Raw genomic sequence first — 21444 nt, forward strand, 5'->3', positions numbered from 1 at the left:
ACCAGATGGATGACATGTACCAACCTGCCGCACTCTTTATCGGCCTACGCTATATGCGCGGGCGCGCAGCCGACCGCTTCGGTCGTTTCGTCTCCTGGCTCTCAACTATCGGTATTACGCTTGGCGTAATGGCGCTGGTGACGGTCCTGTCGGTGATGAACGGCTTTGAACGCGAGCTGCAAAACAACATCCTGGGGCTGATGCCACAGGCCATTCTTAGCGCCAAACAGGGTTCGGTGAACCCTCAGCAACTGCCGGAGCGCGAAGCGAAACTTAATGGGGTAACCCGCGTAGCGCCGATCACCACCGGCGACGTGGTGCTGCAGAGCGCGCGCAGCGTGGCGGTCGGGGTTATGCTGGGCATTGATCCGGCGCAGAACGATCCTCTGACTCCATACCTGGTGAACGTCAAACAGAGCGATCTGCAGGCGGGCAAATATAACGTTATTCTCGGCGAGCAGCTGGCGGGCCAGCTGGGGGTTAATCGCGGCGATAAAATTCGCGTGATGGTTCCTTCCGCGAGTCAGTTTACGCCGATGGGCCGCGTGCCGAGCCAGCGTCTGTTCACGGTCATCGGCACCTTCGCCGCCAACAGCGAAGTCGATGGCTATCAGATGCTGACCAACATCGACGACGCCTCCCGTCTGATGCGCTATCCGCTGGGGAATATCACCGGCTGGCGCCTGTGGCTGGATCAACCGCTGCAGGTCGACACCCTGAGTCAGCAGACGCTGCCGCCGGGAACTCAGTGGCAGGACTGGCGCGAGCGCAAGGGCGAACTGTTCCAGGCGGTGCGCATGGAGAAAAATATGATGGGCCTGCTGCTGAGCCTGATCGTCGCCGTCGCGGCCTTCAACATTATTACCTCGCTGGGGATGATGGTGATGGAGAAGCAGGGCGAAGTGGCGATCCTCCAGACCCAGGGGCTGACGCCGCGGCAGATTATGGCCGTCTTTATGGTGCAGGGGGCCAGCGCCGGGATCGTCGGCGCGCTGCTGGGAGCGGTGCTTGGCGCCCTGTTGGCCAGCCAGCTGAATAATTTAATGCCGATCATCGGCGCCTTCCTTGACGGCGCGGCGCTGCCGGTGGCGATTGAGCCGCTGCAGGTCATTGTTATCGCCCTGGTGGCGATGGTGCTGGCCCTGTTGTCTACGTTGTACCCTTCCTGGCGCGCTGCCGCCACCCAACCCGCTGAGGCTTTACGTTATGAATAAGATCCTGCTGCAATGCGACAACCTGTGCAAACGCTATCAGGAAGGCAATGTGCAAACCGATGTCCTGCACAATGTCAGCTTCAGCATTGGTGAAGGCGAGATGATGGCTATCGTCGGCACCTCCGGCTCTGGCAAAAGTACGCTGCTGCATCTGCTCGGCGGCCTGGATACGCCCACCTCTGGCGACGTGATTTTCTCCGGTCAGCCGATGAGCAAGCTATCCACCGCCGCGCGCGCCGACCTGCGTAACCGCGAGCTGGGCTTTATCTATCAGTTCCACCATCTGCTGCCGGACTTTAGCGCACTGGAAAACGTGGCGATGCCGCTGCTGATTGGCAAAAAGAAGCCGGCGGATATTGAACGCCAGGCGAAAGCGATGCTGCAGGCGGTCGGGCTTGAACACCGCAGCCATCACCGTCCGTCGGAGCTCTCCGGCGGCGAGCGCCAGCGGGTGGCGATTGCCCGCGCGCTGGTGAATAAACCGCGGCTGGTGCTGGCGGACGAGCCAACCGGTAACCTCGACGCTCGCAACGCCGACAGCATCTTCCAGCTGCTGGGCGAACTGAACGTCGCGCAGCGCACCGCGTTTCTGGTGGTGACCCACGACCTGCAGCTGGCGAAGCGCATGAGCCGCCAGCTGGAGATGCGCGATGGCCGTCTGACCGCCGACCTGACCCTGATGGGGGCCGAGTAATGGCGTCTCCGTTATCGTTACTGATTGCATTGCGTTTCAGCCGCGGCCGGCGGCGCGGCGGCATGGTGTCGCTGATCTCGGTGATCTCCACCATCGGCATTGCGCTGGGGGTGGCGGTGCTGATCGTCGGCCTCAGCGCGATGAACGGCTTTGAGCGCGAGCTGAATAACCGCGTGCTGGCGGTGGTACCGCATGGCGAGATCGAACCCGTGAATCAGCCGTGGAATAACTGGCAGGAAGCGCTGGCGAAGGTGCAGAAGGTGAAGGGGATTGTCGCGGCAGCGCCCTATATTAACTTCACCGGTCTGGTGGAGAGCGGCAGCAATATGCGCGCCATCCAGGTGAAAGGCGTCGACCCGCAGCAGGAGAGCCAGCTCAGCGCGCTGCCTACCTTTGTGCAGAATAACGCGTGGGCCGGATTCAAGGCTGGCGAACAGCAGGTGATTCTGGGTAAAGGAGTCGCCGATGCCCTGCACGTGAAGCAGGGGGACTGGGTGTCGATCATGATCCCTAATGCCGACGCCGACCATCAGCTGCTGCAGCCAAAACGCGTCAGGCTGCATGTGACCGGAATTTTACAGCTGAGCGGCCAGCTCGATCATAGTTTTGCCATGATCCCGATGCAGGATGCGCAGCAGTATCTGGAGATGGGCAGCAGCGTGACCGGCATCGCCATCAAGGTCACCGACGTTTTCCATGCTAACAAGCTGGTACGCGACGCCGGCGAGGTGACCAATAGCTACGTCTACATCAAGAGCTGGATCGGCACCTATGGCTATATGTATCGCGACATCCAGATGATCCGCGCCATTATGTACCTGGCGATGGTGCTGGTGATCGGCGTGGCCTGCTTTAACATCGTCTCGACGCTGGTGATGGCGGTCAAAGACAAAAGCGGCGATATTGCGGTGCTGCGCACGCTTGGCGCAAAAGACGGCTTAATTCGCGCGATTTTCGTGTGGTATGGTTTATTAGCCGGATCGGTAGGCAGCCTGTTTGGGGTGGTGATCGGCGTGATCTGCGCGTTGAACCTGACGTCGATCATCAACGGCATCGAATACCTGATTGGGCATAAATTCCTCTCCGGCGACATCTATTTTATTGACTTCCTGCCGTCAGAATTGCACTGGCTGGACGTCTTTTATGTGCTGGTGACAGCACTGTTGCTGAGTTTGCTGGCCAGCTGGTATCCCGCCCGCCGCGCCAGCCGCATCGACCCGGCGAGGGTGCTGAGTGGCCAGTAATTTATCGTCATCGTCGGCCTGGCTGACGACAAAAGAGGAATTGCTGAAATGTATTATGGATTTGACATTGGCGGCAGCAAGATAGCGCTGGGCGTATTTAATCAGGAGCGGCGACTGCAGTGGGAAAAACGCGTCGCCACGCCGAAAAGTAGTTATGAGGATTTTCTCCAGGCGGTAGAGGCGCTGGTCCGCGAGGCCGATGATCGCTTCGACCAGCAGGGTTCGGTCGGGATCGGTATTCCGGGAATGCCGGAAACGGCGGACGGCACGCTGTATGCCGCTAACGTGCCAGCCGCCAGCGGCCGGCCGCTGCGCGCTGACCTCAGCGCGCGGCTGGGGCGCGAGGTGCGTCTCGATAATGACGCCAACTGTTTCGCGCTGTCGGAAGCGTGGGACGATGAGTTTACGCAATACCCGCTGGTGATGGGATTGATCCTCGGCACCGGCGTGGGCGGCGGCCTGGTGTTGAACGGTAAATCGATTACCGGACATAGCTATATCACCGGCGAGTTCGGTCATATTCGCCTGCCGGTGGATGCCCTGGAGGTGGTTGGGCGCGATTTTCCGCTGCTGCGCTGCGGCTGCGGCCAGCTGGGCTGTATTGAAAATTATCTCTCCGGTCGCGGTTTCGCCTGGCTGTACGAACATTTTTATCAGCAACCGCTCTCCTCGCCGGAGATTGTGGCGCAGTGGCAGCAGCACGATCCGCGCGCGCAGGCGCACGTTGAGCGCTATCTCGATCTGCTGGCGGTGTGTCTGGGGAATATACTGACCATTGTCGACCCGGATTTGCTGGTGCTCGGCGGTGGATTATCTAACTTTACGGCCCTTAGCGAAGGGCTGGCGCAACGATTGCCGCGCCATCTTCTGCCGGTCGCCAGGGTTCCGCGCATTGAGCGCGCGCGCCACGGCGATGCCGGGGGAATGCGCGGTGCGGCCTTCCTTCACCTGACCCATTAATCACAGAGGTAGCTATGCAGTCGCGCCGTTTACATCGATTGAGCCGTTTTCGTCGCAATAAACGTCGGTTGCGTGACCGTCTGCGTCAGCGGATTTTCTTTAGGGAGGACAGGATGAAGCCTGAAGCGATGGCAAAACCGAGAGTGGTGGTGTTAACCGGCGCGGGCATCTCGGCAGAGTCGGGGATCAAAACCTTCCGCGCGGCCGATGGCCTGTGGGAAGAGCATCGGGTGGAAGATGTGGCGACGCCGGAAGGCTTCGCCCGCGATCCGGCGCTGGTGCAGGCGTTCTACAACGCCCGTCGTCGTCAGCTGCAGAGTCCGGAAATCGCGCCGAACGCGGCGCATCTGGCGCTGGCGCGTCTGGAGGATCTGCTGGGCGACCATTTTCTGCTGGTCACCCAGAATATTGATAATCTGCACGAGCGCGCCGGCAACCGCCGGGTGATCCATATGCACGGCGAGCTGCTAAAGGTGCGCTGTTCGTGGAGCGGCCAGGTGCTGGAGTGGACCGGCGACGTCACCGCCGAGGACAAGTGCCACTGCTGCCAGTTCCCGGCGGCGCTGCGCCCGCACGTGGTCTGGTTTGGCGAAATGCCGCTGGGGATGGATGAGATCTACAGCGCGCTGGCCGACGCAGATATTTTTATCGCCATCGGCACCTCCGGCCATGTCTATCCGGCGGCTGGCTTTGTGCACGAGGCGCGACTGCACGGCGCCCATACCGTTGAACTGAACCTGGAGCCCAGCCAGGTGGGCAGCGAGTTTGCCGAGAAGCACTACGGGCTGGCAAGCGAAGTGGTACCCGCCTTTATCGATAAGCTGCTACAGGAAAACGCGCTGTAAACTGAAGCCGCCTGCCGGTAGCCAGGGCGCAGCCCACGGCCGCCGGCAGCGCTGCTGACAAGGATGTCACGTCATGACAGGAGTCAGACCATGCATAATCCGCTGGTTATCGAAGCGATCATGTTGATCGCGGCCATTATCGTTGGCGTCTGGAGCCAGCGCGCTTTACCGCTACACGCCGATAGCCGACCGATCCTCTTCCTGCTATGTCTGTTCCTCGGCACTGGCAGCGCGTTGTGCCTGCTGCTGGATATCTTAGCTCTGCTGTTGACCGGTCAGGTCGCGACGGGCGGTGTGCGAATATACGGTCCGTTGCTGCTGCTGGTGGTGCTGTGGAAACCTCTCAACTGGGTTGTCGGCATCATTGAAGATTTTGTGCAGCGGCGAGCCGAAAAAGGGAAGGGCAAAGGCCAGCACGACGGCGGTCAACGCTGATCGTTTTCCGCTGCGCCACGCACGCTATCGCCCGGCCCGGAGTCGGGCGATACGCTCTCTGAGTAATGATCTTCCGGTCATGAGTTTGTCTTTTCCTTTCTGAACCATTTCCCACTCTATTTTGTGCGTGACCGCTGATTTCTGTACGTTTTTTTGTGCAGACCGGCAAATGTAGACCAGATTCAATAGGCGCCCGCACGATCGCGCCGCGCCCCTCGATTCCGCCGGACGTCTGTAAAGGAGACCCCGCCATGCCGTCACCGATGATTTATCAGGATCTCACCACTGCCGCGCTGCTCGGCCATGCGGCGCAGTATCACAGCGAGACCGAGATTGTCTCGGTGAGTACTGGCGGTGAGAAGGAGCGCAGCTGCTGGGGGGAGGTGGCCAGCCGTGCTCAGCGGCTGGCATCGGCGCTGGCGTCGCTGGGGCTGCCGCCGGGCGCCCGCTGCGCCACGCTGGCATGGAACAACCGCCGCCATCTGGAGATCTATTTTGCCGTCTCCTCCGGCGGCTGGGTGACGCACACCGTCAATCCGCGGCTGTCGGTTGACCATCTGCGGTATATCCTCAACGACGCTGCCGATGAAGTGCTGTTTTTTTGACCAGACCTTTTTGCCGCTGGTAGCGCAGCTGCTGCCGCAGCTGCCGACGGTGAAACACGTCGTGCTGATGGAGTCCCGCAGCGAAGCGGCGCTCAGCCAGCTGCCCTCATTGCTGTTTTATGACGATCTGTTGCAGCAGGGGATGGCAGACTATCGCTGGCCGCAGCTCAATGAACTGACTCCGGCTTCGCTCTGTTACACCTCGGGAACCACCGGCCGGCCGAAAGGGGTATTGAACACCCATCGTTCGCTGGTCCTGCACGCCCTGAGCGGCAACCAGCCGGACGCCGCCGGCATATCGGCGAAGGACAGCCTGTTGCCGGTGGTGCCGATGTTCCATGTCAACGCGTGGGGGACGCCGTTTATCGCCGCCATGGTCGGCGCGCGGCTGGTGCTGCCGGGGCCGCACCTCGATGGCGACAGCCTGCTGCAGCTGCTGGCCGCCGAGAAGGTGACGGTGGGGTTTGGCGTGCCGGTGATCTGGGCCGGCTTGCTGGCGGCGATGCGCCGGACAGAGGTCCGGCTGCCTGAATTTAAACGTGCGCTGGTCGGCGGCTCCGCGCTGCCGCCGTCGATGGCCGAGGCCTTTCAGCGTGATTACGGCATTGCACTGACCCACGCCTGGGGAATGACCGAAACATCGCCCATCGGCACCATCAACACACCGTTGAGCAAACATGACGCGCTCCCGGCACAGGAGCAGCAAAAGCAGTGCGCCGGTCAGGGGCGGCCCATTTTCGGCATCGAACTGCAGGTGGTGGACGTGGATGGCGAACCGTTGCCCCGGGATGGTCAAAGCCAGGGGTATCTGCAGGTCAGAGGGCACTGGGTGGTAGAGCAATACTATGGTCAGGACGCGAGCGCCCTGACCGCGGCAGGCTGGTTTGATACCGGTGATATCGGTACGCTCGACGCCAATGGTTATCTGGTGATCAGCGATCGGGCAAAGGATATTATCAAGTCCGGTGGCGAGTGGATCTCCACCGTTGAGCTGGAGAATATCGCCATCGCGCATCCGGGGGTGCGCAGCGCAGCGGCCATCGCCGCCCGCCATCCGCGCTGGGACGAGCGGCCGGTGCTGCTGTGCGTCCGTGCGGAAGGGGGCGAAGTGGAGGAGACCGATCTGCTGAGCTGGTTTGAGAAGCGGGTGCCTAAATGGCAGATCCCGGACCGGGTGATATTTGTCGATGCGCTGCCGGTCAGCGCCACGGGTAAGGTGCTCAAAAATCAGCTGCGCCAGGCCTACGGAGAGATTTTAATGAGTGAGGGAAAATGAGCCATGCGCGACCCGGTCTGACGACCTGTTCTCAGTATGATGCGGCCCTGCACGCCTTGTCGGCGGCGCGCCAGCGCTGGGCGGAAACCTCAGTGAACCGTCGTCTGGCGCTCCTGCGCCAGATCAAGGATGCCCTGGCCGGCATTGCCCCGGCGTGGGTGGCCGCGGCAGCGGCGGCCAAAGGGTTGCCGGCGGGCGATCCGCTGGCGGGGGAGGAGTGGCTGGCGGGCCCCTGCGCGCAAATGGTCGGCTGCAACGGGCTTATCGCCACCCTGGAGCAACTGGAGGAGAAGACCTTTCTGCGGCGGATCCCACTGCGGACGCTGGCGGACGGCCGCCTGGCGCTGCGGGTGGTGCCCGGCACGCTCTGGGATCGGCTGCTTCTGTCTGGTGTTCGCGCTGAGATATGGATGCAGCCAGGCGTCACCCGGGCCCATCTCGACCGCTATGCGGCGCGGGCATACGACATCCCGCCTGCCGCGCGGCAGGGCAAGCTGGCGCTGGTGCTTGGCGCCGGCAATGTGGCCTCGATTGCGCCACTGGATGTGCTACACAAGCTGTTTATTGAGAATCAGGTCTGCCTGCTGAAGCTCAATCCGGTGAATGATTATCTGCACGATCTGCTGGCCCAGGCCCTGGCGCCGGTGATTGCCATGGATGCGCTCCGCATCGTCACCGGCGACGCCCGGGCGGGAGCGTGGCTGACTACCCATCCCGCTGTCGATGAGATCCATATCACTGGCTCCCGCGAGACCCATGACGTCATCGTCTGGGGCGAGGGTGAGACGGCTCGCCAGCGTCGGGCCGCCGGGACGCCGCTGAACCCGCGTCGGGTGACCTCGGAGCTGGGCGGCGTCAGCCCCACCATTATCGTACCCGGGCCGTGGAGCGAGGCGGACATCGCTTTTCAGGCGCAGCAGCTGGCGACGCAGAAGATGAACAACGGCGGGTTTAACTGCGTGGCCAGCCAGGTGCTGATCCTGCAGCAAGGCTGGGAGCCTGCGACGGCCTTGCTGAATCAGCTGTACCGACTGATCGCCGCGAATACCCGCCCGGACTACTACCCCGGCGCTGAAAACCGGCTGACCGACTTTCGCCTGCGCGCCCGTCAGCCGCTGGAGATAGCCCGCGGTGACGCGCTACCGTTGATTGTGGCGAATACCGACGATCATCCCGGGTTCTGCCAGCAGGAGGTCTTTGGCCCGGGGCTGTCGGTCACCCGTCTTGAGGCCGATAGTGCGGAAAGCTTTCTGCGCCAGGCGATCGGCTATGCGAATCAGCGGCTGCAGGGCACGCTGGGGGCCAATATTGTGATCCACCCGCGCACCCGCAAAGCGATTGGACGTAAGCGTTTTAATGCGCTGATTGCCGAGCTGCGCTACGGCACGGTGGCGATCAACTGCTGGAGCGGGGTGGCCTTCCTGTTAGCCCCTTGCCCGTGGGGGGCGTTTCCCGGCCACACGCTCGACGATATTCAGAGCGGGCGGGGCAAGGTGCATAACAGCTTTATGCTGGAGAAAACCGAGCGCACGGTGATTGAGGCGCCGTTTCGGCCGTTTCCGCGTAGTCTTTGGCATGGCGAACTGACGCTGATGCCCCTGCCGCCCTGGTTCATCACCCACCGGGGGCAGGAAGCGGTGGCGCAGCGGCTGGTGGATTTTTACCATCGGCCGCGCTGGCGCAAATTGCCGGCGCTCCTCTGGCGCGCGCTGCGGGGCTAAGGTGAGAGCAAAAAAAAGGCGGAACCGCGGTTCCGCCCTGCGGGATTAACGGCCCGCTTTCAGCTTCTGGTAATACTCTTCATAAATGGCGCTGGCGCTGCCGACGTCATTCTGCCATTCGCCTTTCTCAATGGTTGCGGCGTCCGGATAGAGCGATTTATCGTTGGCCACTGCCGGGCTGAGCATCTTGCGCGCCGCAAGGTTCGGCGTCGGATAACCGATGGTTTCAGCGACCTGTTTGGCGACATCCGGGCGCAGCAGGAAGTTAATCAGCTTCAGCGCGCCGTCGACGTTTTTGGCGTTCGCCGGGATCGACAGGCTGTCCATCCAGAAGATGCCGCCCTCTTTCGGCCAGATCACTTCCAGCGGAGTACCTGCCTGGCGGGCGACGTAAGCCGAGCCGTTCCATACCATCCCGAGGTTCACTTCGCCTTCCATATACGGGTTCGCCGGGTTATCAGAGTTAAACGCTGCGACGTTGGGCATCAGCTTTTTCAGCTCGTTATAGGCGGCTTCAATCTCTTTCGGGTCGGTGGTGTTGCCGGAATAGCCCAGCTTACGCAGCGCCATCTGGAACACTTCGCGCGCGTCGTCGGTCAGCAGCAGGCTGCTTTTGTATTCCGGCTTCCACAGGTCGGCCCAGCTGGTGATAGTTTTCGGGTCAATCGCCTCGCTGTTGACGCCGATGGCCGTCGCCCCCCAGATATAGGGGATGGAGTAGTCGTTATTCGGATCGAACGGTTTATTCAGCATCTGCGGATCGAGGTTGCTGAAGTTAGTCAGCTTGCTCTTATCGATCTTCTGCAGCATGCCTTCTTTGCGCATCTTGTCGACAAAGTAGGTCGACGGGACGACCAGGTCGTACGCGCCGTCTTTATAGGTTTTGAGCTTGGCGTACATGGTTTCGTTCGACTCGTAGGTCGAATAGATAACCTTGATGCCGGTCTCTTTGGTGAACTGCTCCAGCAGGCCCGGCGGCACATACTCGGTCCAGTTATAGAAATAGAGCGTTTTGCTATCGTCCGCGTGCGCAGCGCCCATGCCGATTGCCAGAGCGCTCGCCGCGAGCAGGTGGCGTGACCATTTTTTCATTTTAACGTCCCCTGAGTTTTATCACGTGCAATTAACTGACTGGCGATGACCATCACCAGCGACAGAACCAACAAAATCGTGGCCAGGGCGTTCACCTCTGGCGAAACGCCAACCTTGACCATCGAATAGATCTTCAGTGGCAGGATTTCATACCCCGGACCGGTCACGAACGAGGAGACTACCACGTCATCCATCGACAGGGTGAAGCTCAGCAACCACCCAGCGGCTACCGCCGGCAGGGCCAGCGGCAGGATAATTTTGCGCAGGATGGTCATCTCGCTGGCGCCCAGATCTTTCGCCGCCTCCAGCATCCGCACGTCAAAGCCTTTCAGGCGGGAGTAAACGGTGACCACCACAAACGGCAGGCAGAAGGTGATATGCGAAAACAGCAGCGACCAGAAACCAAGCTGGACGCCGATCAGCATAAACAGCACCAGCAGAGAGATGGCCATCACAATATCTGGCGACATCATCACCACAAACAGCATGCCGCTGACAAACGGTTTGCCGCGAAAGCGGTAACGGTACAGCGCCACGGCGGTCAGCGAGCCGATAAGGGTGGCGAAGGTCGCCGACAGCACCGCCATGGTCAGCGAGTGCTGGGCGGCCTGCAGCAGGCTATCGTTGTTCATCAGCAGGCTATACCAGTCGGTGGTGAACCCCTGCCAGTTGATGCCGAAGCGCGACCGGTTAAACGAGTTAACGATCAGAATAATAATAGGGATGTAGAGATACGCGTAGATGGCGGTCATAAAGCCGCCGCGCAGCAGTCGACCGATCATTCCAGCTCCACCTTTTTATTCAGCAGGCGCGCCGCGCGCCAGTAAATCAACAGCATCAGGCCCATCACCAGGGTTAAGGTAATGCTGGTTGCCGCGCCGAACGGCCAGTCGCGGATATTGAGGAACTGGCTTTTGATCACGTTGCCGATCAGCAGGTTCTTGGCGCCGCCCATCAGGTCGGAAACGTAGAACAACCCCATCGCCGGCAGCATCACCAGCAGACAGCCGGCGATGATCCCCGGCATAGTCAGCGGGATGATAATGCGAATAAAGGTCTGCAGCTTGCTGGCGCCGAGATCTTTCGCCGCTTCCAGCAGCGGGCGATCCAGTTTCTCAATGCTGGAGTAGAGCGGCATCACCATAAACGGCAGCAGGATGTACACCAGGCCGATGATCACCGCCGAGGGGGTGAACATAATGCGTATCGGGGTGTCGATCACCCCCAGCCACAGCAGAAACTCGTTCAGGTAACCTTTAGTGCTGAGGAAAATCTTCAGCCCGTAGATGCGGATCAACGAGTTGGTCCAAAAAGGGACGATCAGCAGGAACAGCAGCAGGGGCCGTACCTTCTGCGGCAGCCGGGCGAGGAACCACGCAAACGGATAGCCCAGCGCCAGGCAGGCGAGGGTCGCCAGTAGCGCCATGTTTAGCGAATGCAGCAGAACGTCATAATAGAGCGGATCCAGTAGCCGCGAATAGTTATCCAGCGTGAAGACCAGTTTGACGAAGTTGGCATCGTCGCGGGTCAAAAAGCTGGTGGCGATGATCATCAGGTTGGGCAGGAAGACAAACAGCACCAGCCAACCGACGATAGTGGCGATCACCACATTCTGGAATTTACTGGTGTTCTTCATCGGCCAGCACCACCTCCCAGCTTTCCACCCAATTGATAGACATTTTCTGGTCAAGAGAGTGGTCGAAATCCGGGTCGTCTTCGTTAAAGAACTCGCTGACCATCACCATTTTGCCGTTCTCCAGTTCCACCACCGACTCCAGAGTCATGCCTTTATAGTTGCGCTCGCGGACATAGCCGATCAGGCCATCGGCGTCGCTGTTATGGTGGATCTCGTCGACGCGCAGATCTTCCGGGCGCAGCAGGACATGCAGACGCTGGCCGGCCTCCACGGCAAAATTGACGGTGATGTTGCATTCCCGTCCTTCAACGCTGGCGCGCACGCGCTGTTCGTCGAGACGTTCAATTACCGTGGCGTCAAAGATATTGATCTCGCCGATAAAGCTGGCGACAAACAGGTTCTTCGGCTCTTCGTAGATCTCTCGCGGGGTGCCGTCCTGTTCGATTTTGCCATCACGCATCACCACGATGCGATCGGACATGGTCAGAGCCTCTTCCTGATCGTGGGTGACGAAGACGAAGGTGATCCCGAGCTTACGCTGCAGCGCTTTCAATTCGTTCTGCATCTGCTTGCGCAGCTTGTAATCCAGTGCCGAAAGAGACTCATCGAGCAGCAGCAGACGCGGTTTGTTGACCACCGCGCGGGCGATGGCCACGCGCTGCTGCTGGCCGCCGGAGAGCTGGTGTGGTTTGCGCTGGGCAAACGCCTCCAGCTGCACCATCTTTAAGGCATCCATCACCCGTGGGGTGATTTCCGCCGCCGGGGTTTTCTGCATCCGCAGGCCAAAGGCGACGTTCTCGAACACCGTCATATGCGGAAACAGGGCGTAGCTTTGGAATACGGTATTGACGTGGCGGTTTTCCGCCGGAACATGAGTGATATCGTGATCTTCGAGATGGATCCGTCCGCTGTCGACGTTTTCCAGGCCGGCAATAAGGCGCAGAACGGTGGTTTTACCGCAGCCAGAGGGGCCAAGCAGAGTGAGAAACTCACCATTGTTGATGGTCAGGTTAAGGTTGTCGATGACCGTTTTACCATCAAAGCTCTTGCGAATTCCCGCCAGATGCACCAGCGGCGAACGCGAACGCGGTTGTATATTCAATTTTTGACTCTGTCCCATGTAGACGCAACGGCAAATTTCCGGCCGCTGCGGGGTTTGTGATTAACCACCTTTGGGGTTGCACGTTTTTAATAAGGGCCAGCATTCTACGGCAAACGAGGGTAATCGCCAATCCTTGATACACCCGCATAGTCTACCTTTACACCATAACGTCGGTTCCGTTATTAAATTTCGCTTTACGGGCTAAAAATGACCTGACGCAATATTTGTCTTTTCTGGCTTATGAATAATGTTGTCACAAAAGAAGAGGGTGGCTACATGGATAAATTGCTTGAGCGTTTTTTGCAGTACGTTTCTTTGGACACGCAGTCAAAGCCTGGCGTTCGTCAGGTCCCCAGCACGGAAGGGCAGTGGAAGCTGTTACGCCTGTTGCAGGCGCAGCTGGAAGAAATGGGACTGGTCAAGGTAACGCTGAGTGAAAAAGGGACGGTAATGGGAACTTTGCCCGCTAACGTTGAGGGCGATATCCCGGCCATCGGTTTTATCTCCCACGTCGACACCTCCCCGGATTTCAGTGGTAAAAACGTTAATCCGCAGATTGTTGAAAACTATCGCGGCGGCGATATCGCGCTGGGTATCGGCGATGAGGTGCTCTCCCCGGTGATGTTCCCGGTTCTGCATCAGCTTTTGGGACAGACGCTGATCACCACCGACGGGAAAACGCTGCTCGGGGCGGACGACAAAGCCGGCATTGCCGAAATTATGACCGCGCTGGCGACCCTGCAGGCGAAAAATATTCCTCATGGCGATATCCGCGTGGCCTTCACCCCTGATGAAGAGGTGGGTAAAGGGGCGAAGCATTTCGACGTCGAGGCCTTTGACGCCCGCTGGGCCTATACCGTCGACGGCGGCGGGGTCGGCGAACTGGAGTTTGAAAACTTCAACGCCGCCTCGGTGACGATAAAAATTGTCGGTAATAACGTGCACCCCGGCACCGCGAAAGGGGTGATGGTCAACGCGCTGTCGCTGGCCGCGCGCATTCATGCCGAAGTACCGGCCGATGAAGCGCCGGAGACCACTGAAGGCTATGAAGGTTTTTATCACCTCACCAGCATGAAAGGCAGCGTCGATCGGGCCGAGATGCATTACATCATCCGCGATTTTGACCGTAAGCACTTCGAGGCGCGCAAGCGCAAGATGATGGAGATCGCCAAAAAGGTCGGCAAGGGACTGCACCCGGACTGTTATATTGAGCTGGTGATCGAGGACAGTTATTACAACATGCATGAGCAGGTGATCGCCCATCCGCACGTGGTCGATATTGCCCGCCAGGCGATGGTGGACTGCGATATTGAACCGCAGATGAAGCCGATCCGCGGCGGCACCGACGGCGCGCAGCTCTCATTTATGGGACTGCCGTGCCCAAACCTGTTTACCGGTGGCTACAACTATCACGGCAAACATGAGTTTGTCACCCTGGAAGGAATGGAGAAAGCGGTGCAGGTGATCGTGCGTATCGCCGAGCTGACGGCGGCACGCAAAGGGCATTAATCTTCTCAGGCGGCCCGGTAAGGCCGCGTGTCGGACAAGATGCCGGATGGCGGCTTCGCCTTATCCGGCCTACGGTCCAGCCGGTGAGCGCGGAACCCGTAGGCCCGGCAAGCGCGGCGCCGCCGGGCAGGATGATGGCTCAGTCGCCAAAGAACCAATAGCCGCTGTTGACCAGCGCTGCCAGCATGGCGAGGAAAGAAGGATCTTCCAGCGCATCGCCAAAATGGTCGGCGCGCAGCGTCAGATGGGTGGCTAAGGCGTCCAGCGCCGGACGGTGCGGGGAGTCGATCTTCTCGCCGTTAACGAATACCTCGCCGTCAATGCGCAGCACCCGCAGGCCGCCCAGGCGTTCCAGGGTATCGCCCTGCTGCAGGGCATCGTAAATCTCATCTGGCTGATACGGCGGCTCCGGCGGCGCGACGTCGAGCTCATGACGCGACTGGGTGATAAACTCGCCGAACCACTGCTTAAAGTGCTCCGGTTGGTTAATCAGACCCAGCATCATCTCGCGCAGGCGGTCGAGTTCGGTCGGTAAAATATCCGCCGGATGGTCGCGGGACGGCACGTCCGGATCGGCGTAGCGCTGGCTGCCCAGTTCGCGCTGGAGGACATAGTCGGCAAAGCCGCTAAACAGCTCGCGGGCATTCGGCGCGCGATAGCCGACCGAATAGTTAAGCGAGTTTTCCAGCGAATAACCCTCATGCGGGAATCCCGGCGGAATATAGAGAATATCGCCCGGCTCCATCTCTTCATCGATGATCGCCTCGAAGGGGTCAACCTGCAGCAGGTCCGGATGCGGGCAGTGCTGTTTCATCGGCACCTTTTCCCCAACGCGCCAGCGCCGACGGCCGGTGCCCTGAATGATAAACACATCATACTGATCCAGATGCGGGCCGACGCCGCCTCCCGGCACCGAGAAGGAGATCATCAGGTCGTCGATACGCCAGTCCGGCAGGGCACGGAACGGATGCATCAGCGCTGCGGACGGTTCATGCCAGTGGTTAACCGCCTGCACCAGCAGGGACCAGTTGTTTTCGCTCAGGTGATCGTAGCTTTCGAAAGGACCGTGACTGACCTGCCATTTTCCATCCTGATGGCTGACAAGGCGGCTATCGACCTCGCTCTCCATGGCCAGTCCTGCCAGTTCGTCCGGGCTTAGGGGGTCGATAAAATTGGCGAAGCCGCGCTTCAATACCACCGGCCGTTTTTGCCAGTAGCGTTCGATAAAGTCGGGCCAGTTAAGCGTTAATTGATAATCCATATTGATATTCCACTGCAGGTGTCTGACAGGGATTATAACGGATGCGGCGCCCTGGCGATGCAGGCGCCGTGAAAAATCTCAACGATTAACTCTGTTTATCTTCCATCTGCTGGCGGCCAAACACCACCTCCATGCAGGCGCCGCCGAGCAGGCTTTCCCCGGCGATGATCTCTCCATCATATTGTTCGACAATTTCACGCGCAACGGAGAGCCCTACCCCCTGGCCGGGACGCAGGGTATCAGCCCGCTGGCCGCGGTCGAAAACGGCCCGGCGCTGGCTCTGCGGGATCCCCGGCCCATCGTCTTCCACCAGGATGTGCAGATGGCTGTCGGTGGTCTGGCGCACGGAAACTTCCACGAACTCCAGGCAATACTTACAGGCGTTATCAAGAACGTTACCCATCACTTCCATAAAATCGTTCTGCTCGCCGACAAAAGTGATCTCCGGCGAGATGTCGAGCGAGATATTGACCCCTTTGCGCTGATAGACCTTGTTGAGAGCGGAAGTCAGGCTGTCAAGCAGGGGGGCGATCGGGTGTAATTCCCGGCTCAAGAGGGTGCCGCCGCTGCGCATGCTGGCGCGATGCAGGTAATAACCAATCTGCTGCGAGATGCGGCTTATCTGCTCCAGCATCACCGGCTCCGCCTCGTCGACGCTGATCTTCTCGCCGCGCAGCGAGCGCAGTGTACTCTGCATCACCGCCAGCGGCGTTTTCAGACTGTGAGTGAGATCGGTGAGGGTAGTGCGGTATTTGTCATAGCGTTCGCGCTCGCTGCGAACCAGGCGGTTGAGGTTGCTGACCAGCCGGGTCAGCTCGCGAGTGGTGTTGGGATTGAGCTTTTCGCGGTGATGTTCCTCCAGTTCGCGCACCTCTTTGGCCAGCGACTCAATGGGCCGCAGGCTCCACCAGGCGGCGACCCACAGCAGGGGGATCACCAGCAGCAGGTTGGCGGCCAGCACATAGACAAACCAGCTCCACACCATATAGCTGCGCTTGAGCTCCACCGGAATGGTGTCGACCACCACAATGCTGAGCTGAGGCATTTTGCTGGTGGCCGGGTAGAGGTTGATCGCCACCGAGTGGGTCATCTCAGAGTCGTCGCCCTGTTCGCGGATAGCGTCCAGCTGTTCCTGAATCTCATGGTTATTGCGCAACAGCATACTGCTGCTGTCGACATCGGCTTCAATCTCATGGAAGCCATTGCGTTTCAGCCATTCCGGTTGAATGCGTTTCGCCAGCCATGGAACATCACGCTGCGCCCACAGCAGTTTGCCCTGCTCATCGTAGATAAGGGTCACCGTCGGGCTTTCCATATTCAGGTTTTCCGGGATGTCGACGTCAATAGCGCCGTTTTCCCATCTCGCCAGCATATAAAAGAGATTGCTCTCGCCGCGCAGCAGGCGAAAGGTGGTTTTATCGAAGCTAACGCTATAGCCCACCAGGGCCACCATGCCGTAGGCCAGGGAGAGCACCAGCACCACCCCGGCGGTCGCCAGCAGGAAGCGAACCCGTAATGACAGCGGGAAGATATGCCGCAACAGTCCCTTCATCAGCGCAATTCGAACAGATAGCCCTGGCCGCGCACCGTGGTGATGACGTCCTGTGGGTATTCAGCCTGAATTTTCTTGCGCAGCCGACCCATCAGCACGTCGATGGTGTGGCTTTCTCGCAGTTCGGCATCCGGGTAAAGCTGGAGCATCAGCGAATCTTTGCTGACCACTTTGCCGCGGTTACGGATCAGGGTTTCCATAATGGTGTATTCAAAGGCGGTCAGCTTGATCGGCTGGTCATTCACCGACAGCTCGCGCCGGGAGAGGTCGACCTGGAACGGCGGCAGGGAGATCACCTGCGAGGCCAGACCGCTGTTACGGCGCAGCAGCGCCTGCATGCGGGCGGCAACCTCTTCAATATGGAAAGGCTTGGTGACGTAATCATCCGCCCCGGCGCTCAGCACTTCCACTTTATCCTGCCATCCTTCGCGGGCGGTCAGCACCAGCACCGGCAGCGACACGTCGTGGCTGCGCCAGCGGCGGATCAGTGATAAACCGTCTTCATCCGGCAGGCCGAGATCGACGATGGCGATATCCGGGAGATGTTCGCCCAGATAGTAGTCCGCTTCCCTGGCATCTTCCGCCGCATCGACCTGATGGCCCAGCTCCTGCAGCTGAACTTTGAGGTGGTGACGCAGCAGGGCATTATCCTCAACCACGAGTACGCGCATGGCTGTTCTCCCTAGCATTTTCGATAGTAGTCTGACGCTCATTATATACGCAAAATATAAACGGCTGTTAAATAAAGCTTTTTATAAAAAGGGCCCCTGGTGCCCCCGGGCTGGCCAGCATTCGGCGGCGCCCTTTGCGCATACTGCATGGAACTCCTTCATTCTATGCGTAATTTCAGTAAACGCCCAGCGGCAGGATGCGAACGGCGAGCGGGTTGGTGATGTTAATTTTTTGTGTAATAGTACTGGAATAACCCCTCAAGAACGTCGCAGGTTATCCATTATGTCTCAGCAGCAGAGCGCGGACTGGGTCAGGCTGGCGCAATCGCCCAGCCGGACGGAACGCATCGAAGCCTTCTTCGGCGGCCACGGCTACGAACCGCACCGGCATGATACCTACGCCATCGGCCAGACGATCGCCGGCGTGCAGAGCTTTCACTATCGCGGCGGACTCCAGCACAGCCTGCCCGGCGGAACGATGGTGCTTCATCCGGACGAAATACACGATGGCGAGGCGGGCACCGAGGCGGGGTTTCACTACCGTATGGTTTATATCGAACCGGCGCTGATCCAGAAGATACTCGGCGGCAGGCCACTACCGTTTATTCCCGGCGGCCTGTCGGCGGATCCGCGCCTGCGGTGCGCCGCGCTGCCGTTATTAAAAGCGGTCACGGACACCTTTGAGCCGCTGGAGGAAGAGGACGCCCTGTACGACCTGGCGCAGACCCTGGCCGTTGTCGGCGGCCAACGTTCCCGTCGCCAGGCGTTTGATTATCAGGCGGCGGAGAGGGCCCGGGAGTATATCCATGCCTGTTTTATGCAGGATATGACCCTCGACACCCTGTCGCAGGTCAGCGGCCGGGACCGCTGGAGCCTGAGCCGGGATTTCAGAACGCTGTACGGCACCAGCCCGTGGCGCTACGTCATGATGCGCCGGCTCGATTTTTGCCGCCAGCGGATGCGCGCCGGGGAACGTCTGGTGGATATTGCCGCCGACGCGGGCTTTGCCGATCAGAGCCACATGACGCGCCAGTTTATCAGCCGCTTTGGTCTCTCTCCGGGCCGCTGGCTGCGGGCGATCCGCGGCTAGCGCGGTTCAGGTTGCACAATCGTTCAAGCGTGACCGCGGCGAGGCGAACTATGCTGACTGCCTTTATCACAAGGAGACAGCCCATGTATCAACTCGTTAATCTTGCTCAGAAATTTTCCCTGTTCAGCGAACAATGGCAGCCCAAAGTGGTGGCTGAAATGAACGACTATCAGTTCAAGGTCGTGCGCATCGCCGGCGACTTTATCTGGCACAGCCACCTGGAAACCGATGAGACATTGATGGTGGTGGAGGGGGTATTGCGCGTGGACTTCCGCGACGGGCATGTGCTGGTGAAGGCCGGGGAGATGATCGTCGTGCCGCGCGGGGTGGAACATAAGACCTCGGCGGAGACGGAAGCGAAGCTGATGCTGATTGAGCCGCGCGGGGTGTTGAATACCGGCCACGAGGGCGGCGAGCGGACGGCGGTGAACGACGTTTGGATCTGATCCCTTTCCGGCGATAAAACGCCCCTCTTTCCGGCGGAAAGAGGGGCAGGGCGATTACTTCAGCTCGTCAACCATGGTGGTTGCCCGACCGATATAGTTGGCCGGGGTCATCGCTTTGAGACGCACTTTTTCCTCTTCCGGCAGGGCGAGGCTGTCAATAAACTGCTTCATCCCTTCCGCGTCCACGCGTTTGCCGCGGGTCAGCTCTTTCAGCTTCTCGTACGGTTTTTCGATACCGTAACGACGCATCACGGTCTGGATCGGCTCAGCCAGTACTTCCCAGTTGTGATCCAGTTCGTCCAGCAGGCGATCCTGGTTCAGCTCCAGCTTGCTGATCCCTTTGAGGGTGGACTGATAGGCGATCAGCGCATAGCCGATGCCCACGCCGAGGTTACGCAGAACGGTGGAGTCGGTCAGGTCGCGCTGCCAGCGGGAAACCGGCAGTTTGCTGGCCAGGTGCTGCATGACCGCATTGGCCAGGCCGAGATTGCCTTCGGAGTTTTCGAAGTCAATCGGGTTCACCTTGTGCGGCATGGTGGAGGAGCCGATTTCCCCGGCGATGGTCTTCTGTTTGAAGTGGTTGAGCGCGATGTAGCCCCACACGTCGCGATCGAAGTCGATCAGAATGGTGTTGAAGCGCGCGATGCAGTCAAACAGCTCAGCGATATAGTCATGCGGCTCGATCTGCGTGGTGTACGGGTTCCACTGAATACCCAGCGAGGTAACGAACTCTTCGCTGAACTGATGCCAGTCGACTTCCGGGTAGGCGGCGATGTGGGCGTTGTAGTTACCCACCGCGCCGTTGATTTTACCGAGGATTTCCACCTGGTTCAGCTGACGATACTGCCGCTCCATACGGTAGGCGACGTTCGCCATCTCTTTACCCATGGTGGACGGCGTTGCCGGCTGGCCGTGGGTACGGGAGAGCAGCGGCACATCGCGGTACTGGGTCGCCAGATCTTTTACCGCGTCAATCAGCTTGCGCCAGTAAGGCAGAACCACTTCGTCGCGGGCGGTTTTCAGCATCAGCGCGTGGGAGAGGTTATTAATGTCTTCAGACGTACAGGCGAAGTGAATAAACTCTGATACCGCGTGCAGCTCGGCGATGTCAGCGACTTTTTCTTTCAGGAAATACTCTACCGCTTTCACGTCGTGGTTAGTGGTGCGCTCGATGGTTTTGATGCGCTCCGCGTCTTCAACGCTGAAATCGGCGACGATTTTATCAAGGAAACCGTTTGCGTCGGCAGCAAAAGCAGGAACTTCCTTGATCGCTGCGTGGGCGGCCAGTTTTTGCAGCCAACGTACTTCCACCTGAACGCGGAATTTCAGCAAACCGAATTCGCTGAAGATACCGCGCAGCGCGCTGACTTTATCGCCGTAGCGGCCGTCTACAGGGGAAACGGCGGTCAGTGAGGATAATTCCATAGATCACAACTCCGGGGTTAAATGAGCAAGAATTTGCTTTGCCTGGTTAACCAGACGATTACGGGAAAACATAAGCTGCAGACGTCCGCCGCCCACCTGATGCCAGAGCACCGCGGCGCGAATACCCGCCAGCAGCGCTGAGCGAACTTTCGCCTGCACCTGCGGGCTTTGCAGCACGGCAGGGGAGCCGGTCACCTGAATACGCGGCCCCAGCGGGCTTATCACATCGACATAGATGCCCGCCATGGCGCTGAGCAGCGTTTCGGACTGCAGGTCAAAGTGTTCCAGCTGACGGTGCAGGCCGGCGATGCGGTTGCCGAGCGTGTCCATCGCCCCTTTACTGGCGGCGAGCTTGCGCTCCAGCACCATCAGGCTCAGGGTATAGCGCGTCAGTTCAGCATTGAGGCCCTGACGGCTGCTGGTATTGAGCACCCCTAGCAGCGTTTCAAGACCGAGGCGAAGATTGGCTTCACTGCCACCGAACACCGCCAGCGTCGACTCAGGATCGAGGTCGATGATGCTGTTCAGCGACACATGCAGGGCATCGCTGTCGCAATGTCCCTGATGCGCCAGTTGCTGAACCAGTCGCGCCGCCTGGCAAACGCCAGCCAGCGCCAGGGTGATGTCATAGTAATTCTTCGCCACACATACTCCTTGTCAGCCGCC

At 59.5% G+C, this 21444-nt stretch carries 21 protein-coding genes and 1 other annotated feature; of the genes, 12 read left to right on the plus strand and 9 right to left on the minus strand.

All coding sequences use genetic code 11. The features are described 5' to 3' along the window. Nucleotides 1–14: 14 nt before the first annotated feature. From KPHS_19970 to KPHS_20050, 9 genes are all read left to right on the plus strand, one after another. Nucleotides 15–1214 carry an outer membrane-specific lipoprotein transporter subunit LolC gene (locus tag KPHS_19970; RefSeq protein YP_005226297.1) on the plus strand — a complete coding sequence of 400 codons (1200 nt, stop codon included), beginning with the start codon at nucleotides 15–17 and terminating at the stop codon, nucleotides 1212–1214. Continuing rightward, entirely contained in the window at nucleotides 1207–1908 is a 702-nt protein-coding gene (locus KPHS_19980; protein YP_005226298.1) for an ATPase, read from the plus strand. The genes KPHS_19970 and KPHS_19980 overlap by 8 nt, the downstream gene beginning before the upstream one ends. Nucleotides 1909–1937: 29 nt before the next feature. Beyond that, nucleotides 1938–3152 (plus strand): outer membrane-specific lipoprotein transporter subunit LolE, encoded by a 1215-nt coding sequence (locus KPHS_19990; protein YP_005226299.1) that lies wholly within the window; start codon nucleotides 1938–1940, stop codon nucleotides 3150–3152. Between the two features lie 48 nt (nucleotides 3153–3200). Beyond that, nucleotides 3201–4112 (plus strand): N-acetyl-D-glucosamine kinase, encoded by a 912-nt coding sequence (locus KPHS_20000; RefSeq protein ID YP_005226300.1) that lies wholly within the window; start codon nucleotides 3201–3203, stop codon nucleotides 4110–4112. Between the two features lie 113 nt (nucleotides 4113–4225). Beyond that, a complete protein-coding gene (locus KPHS_20010; RefSeq protein ID YP_005226301.1) occupies nucleotides 4226–4957 on the plus strand; it encodes an NAD-dependent deacetylase in 732 nt (243 codons plus the stop codon). Between the two features lie 90 nt (nucleotides 4958–5047). Beyond that, entirely contained in the window at nucleotides 5048–5392 is a 345-nt protein-coding gene (locus KPHS_20020) for a hypothetical protein (RefSeq protein ID YP_005226302.1), read from the plus strand. Nucleotides 5393–5643: 251 nt separating this feature from the next. Beyond that, nucleotides 5644–5997, plus strand: coding sequence for a crotonobetaine/carnitine-CoA ligase (locus KPHS_20030; protein YP_005226303.1), 354 nt, complete (start codon nucleotides 5644–5646; stop codon nucleotides 5995–5997). Further along, nucleotides 5644–7273, plus strand: a sequence feature (potential frameshift: common BLAST hit: gi|238894165|ref|YP_002918899.1| crotonobetaine/carnitine-CoA ligase). Its footprint overlaps the gene before it by 354 nt. Next, on the plus strand, nucleotides 5978–7273 hold the full coding sequence (locus tag KPHS_20040) for a crotonobetaine/carnitine-CoA ligase (RefSeq protein ID YP_005226304.1): 1296 nt from the start codon (nucleotides 5978–5980) through the stop codon (nucleotides 7271–7273). (Overlaps the previous feature by 1296 nt.) Before KPHS_20030 ends, KPHS_20040 begins: the two co-directional genes overlap by 20 nt. Further along, on the plus strand, nucleotides 7270–8994 hold the full coding sequence (locus tag KPHS_20050; protein YP_005226305.1) for an aldehyde dehydrogenase: 1725 nt from the start codon (nucleotides 7270–7272) through the stop codon (nucleotides 8992–8994). Before KPHS_20040 ends, KPHS_20050 begins: the two co-directional genes overlap by 4 nt. Before the next feature lie 45 nt (nucleotides 8995–9039). On the opposite strand, the gene KPHS_20060 is transcribed toward KPHS_20050, so the two are convergent. The 4 genes from KPHS_20060 to KPHS_20090 are packed head-to-tail and all read right to left on the minus strand — an operon-like array spanning nucleotide 9040 to nucleotide 12842. Then, nucleotides 9040–10086: a spermidine/putrescine ABC transporter substrate-binding protein gene (locus KPHS_20060; protein ID YP_005226306.1), complete on the minus strand. Its 1047-nt coding sequence runs from the start codon at nucleotides 10084–10086 to the stop codon at nucleotides 9040–9042. Further along, nucleotides 10083–10868 (minus strand): spermidine/putrescine ABC transporter membrane protein, encoded by a 786-nt coding sequence (locus tag KPHS_20070; RefSeq protein ID YP_005226307.1) that lies wholly within the window; start codon nucleotides 10866–10868, stop codon nucleotides 10083–10085. Before KPHS_20070 ends, KPHS_20060 begins: the two co-directional genes overlap by 4 nt. Beyond that, nucleotides 10865–11722, minus strand: coding sequence for a spermidine/putrescine ABC transporter membrane protein (locus KPHS_20080; protein YP_005226308.1), 858 nt, complete (start codon nucleotides 11720–11722; stop codon nucleotides 10865–10867). The genes KPHS_20070 and KPHS_20080 overlap by 4 nt, the downstream gene beginning before the upstream one ends. Further along, the gene (locus KPHS_20090; protein YP_005226309.1) at nucleotides 11706–12842 is read right to left on the minus strand and encodes a putrescine/spermidine ABC transporter ATPase; all 1137 of its coding nucleotides are present in this window, start codon (nucleotides 12840–12842) and stop codon (nucleotides 11706–11708) included. Before KPHS_20090 ends, KPHS_20080 begins: the two co-directional genes overlap by 17 nt. A gap of 258 nt (nucleotides 12843–13100) precedes the next feature. Here KPHS_20090 and KPHS_20100 point away from each other — a divergent pair, with 258 nt between their 5' ends. Continuing rightward, the gene (locus tag KPHS_20100) at nucleotides 13101–14333 is read left to right on the plus strand and encodes a peptidase T (protein YP_005226310.1); all 1233 of its coding nucleotides are present in this window, start codon (nucleotides 13101–13103) and stop codon (nucleotides 14331–14333) included. Nucleotides 14334–14472: 139 nt separating this feature from the next. Here the strand turns inward: KPHS_20100 and KPHS_20110 are convergent, their stop codons facing one another. The 3 genes from KPHS_20110 to KPHS_20130 form a co-directional block, all read right to left on the minus strand. Then, on the minus strand, nucleotides 14473–15594 hold the full coding sequence (locus KPHS_20110; RefSeq protein YP_005226311.1) for a cupin domain-containing protein: 1122 nt from the start codon (nucleotides 15592–15594) through the stop codon (nucleotides 14473–14475). An 85-nt stretch (nucleotides 15595–15679) separates the two neighbouring features. Beyond that, complete coding sequence (locus KPHS_20120; protein YP_005226312.1) at nucleotides 15680–17146, minus strand: sensor protein PhoQ; 1467 nt, start codon at nucleotides 17144–17146, stop codon at nucleotides 15680–15682. After that, nucleotides 17146–17817 (minus strand): response regulator in two-component regulatory system with PhoQ, encoded by a 672-nt coding sequence (locus tag KPHS_20130; RefSeq protein YP_005226313.1) that lies wholly within the window; start codon nucleotides 17815–17817, stop codon nucleotides 17146–17148. The genes KPHS_20120 and KPHS_20130 overlap by 1 nt, the downstream gene beginning before the upstream one ends. Nucleotides 17818–18100: 283 nt before the next feature. Here KPHS_20130 and KPHS_20140 point away from each other — a divergent pair, with 283 nt between their 5' ends. Both KPHS_20140 and KPHS_20150 read left to right on the plus strand, forming a co-directional pair. Further along, nucleotides 18101–18907: an AraC protein arabinose-binding/dimerization gene (locus KPHS_20140; protein ID YP_005226314.1), complete on the plus strand. Its 807-nt coding sequence runs from the start codon at nucleotides 18101–18103 to the stop codon at nucleotides 18905–18907. Between the two features lie 83 nt (nucleotides 18908–18990). Further along, nucleotides 18991–19353 (plus strand): cupin domain-containing protein, encoded by a 363-nt coding sequence (locus KPHS_20150; RefSeq protein YP_005226315.1) that lies wholly within the window; start codon nucleotides 18991–18993, stop codon nucleotides 19351–19353. Between the two features lie 54 nt (nucleotides 19354–19407). Here KPHS_20150 and KPHS_20160 read toward each other — a convergent pair whose 3' ends face one another. Both KPHS_20160 and KPHS_20170 read right to left on the minus strand, forming a co-directional pair. Then, nucleotides 19408–20778 carry an adenylosuccinate lyase gene (locus KPHS_20160; RefSeq protein YP_005226316.1) on the minus strand — a complete coding sequence of 457 codons (1371 nt, stop codon included), beginning with the start codon at nucleotides 20776–20778 and terminating at the stop codon, nucleotides 19408–19410. Between the two features lie 3 nt (nucleotides 20779–20781). Next, nucleotides 20782–21423: a high frequency lysogenization protein HflD gene (locus tag KPHS_20170; protein YP_005226317.1), complete on the minus strand. Its 642-nt coding sequence runs from the start codon at nucleotides 21421–21423 to the stop codon at nucleotides 20782–20784. Nucleotides 21424–21444: the final 21 nt, after the last annotated feature.

This window comes from Klebsiella pneumoniae subsp. pneumoniae HS11286 (assembly GCF_000240185.1).
GTDB lineage: Bacteria > Pseudomonadota > Gammaproteobacteria > Enterobacterales > Enterobacteriaceae > Klebsiella > Klebsiella pneumoniae.

Bases quoted from the DNA above. Each gene is read 5' to 3' on its own strand.
- KPHS_19970 (YP_005226297.1), top strand. From the start codon at position 15: ATGTACCAACCTGCCGCACTCTTTATCGGCCTACGCTATATGCGCGGG.
- KPHS_19980 (YP_005226298.1), top strand. From the start codon at position 1,207: ATGAATAAGATCCTGCTGCAATGCGACAACCTGTGCAAACGCTATCAG.
- KPHS_20000 (YP_005226300.1), top strand. From the start codon at position 3,201: ATGTATTATGGATTTGACATTGGCGGCAGCAAGATAGCGCTGGGCGTA.
- KPHS_20010 (YP_005226301.1), top strand. From the start codon at position 4,226: ATGAAGCCTGAAGCGATGGCAAAACCGAGAGTGGTGGTGTTAACCGGC.
- KPHS_20020 (YP_005226302.1), top strand. From the start codon at position 5,048: ATGCATAATCCGCTGGTTATCGAAGCGATCATGTTGATCGCGGCCATT.
- KPHS_20030 (YP_005226303.1), top strand. From the start codon at position 5,644: ATGCCGTCACCGATGATTTATCAGGATCTCACCACTGCCGCGCTGCTC.
- KPHS_20040 (YP_005226304.1), top strand. From the start codon at position 5,978: ATGAAGTGCTGTTTTTTTGACCAGACCTTTTTGCCGCTGGTAGCGCAG.
- KPHS_20050 (YP_005226305.1), top strand. From the start codon at position 7,270: ATGAGCCATGCGCGACCCGGTCTGACGACCTGTTCTCAGTATGATGCG.
- KPHS_20060 (YP_005226306.1), bottom strand. From the start codon at position 10,086: ATGAAAAAATGGTCACGCCACCTGCTCGCGGCGAGCGCTCTGGCAATC.
- KPHS_20070 (YP_005226307.1), bottom strand. From the start codon at position 10,868: ATGATCGGTCGACTGCTGCGCGGCGGCTTTATGACCGCCATCTACGCG.
- KPHS_20080 (YP_005226308.1), bottom strand. From the start codon at position 11,722: ATGAAGAACACCAGTAAATTCCAGAATGTGGTGATCGCCACTATCGTC.
- KPHS_20090 (YP_005226309.1), bottom strand. From the start codon at position 12,842: ATGGGACAGAGTCAAAAATTGAATATACAACCGCGTTCGCGTTCGCCG.
- KPHS_20100 (YP_005226310.1), top strand. From the start codon at position 13,101: ATGGATAAATTGCTTGAGCGTTTTTTGCAGTACGTTTCTTTGGACACG.
- KPHS_20110 (YP_005226311.1), bottom strand. From the start codon at position 15,594: ATGGATTATCAATTAACGCTTAACTGGCCCGACTTTATCGAACGCTAC.
- KPHS_20120 (YP_005226312.1), bottom strand. From the start codon at position 17,146: ATGAAGGGACTGTTGCGGCATATCTTCCCGCTGTCATTACGGGTTCGC.
- KPHS_20130 (YP_005226313.1), bottom strand. From the start codon at position 17,817: ATGCGCGTACTCGTGGTTGAGGATAATGCCCTGCTGCGTCACCACCTC.
- KPHS_20140 (YP_005226314.1), top strand. From the start codon at position 18,101: ATGTCTCAGCAGCAGAGCGCGGACTGGGTCAGGCTGGCGCAATCGCCC.
- KPHS_20150 (YP_005226315.1), top strand. From the start codon at position 18,991: ATGTATCAACTCGTTAATCTTGCTCAGAAATTTTCCCTGTTCAGCGAA.
- KPHS_20160 (YP_005226316.1), bottom strand. From the start codon at position 20,778: ATGGAATTATCCTCACTGACCGCCGTTTCCCCTGTAGACGGCCGCTAC.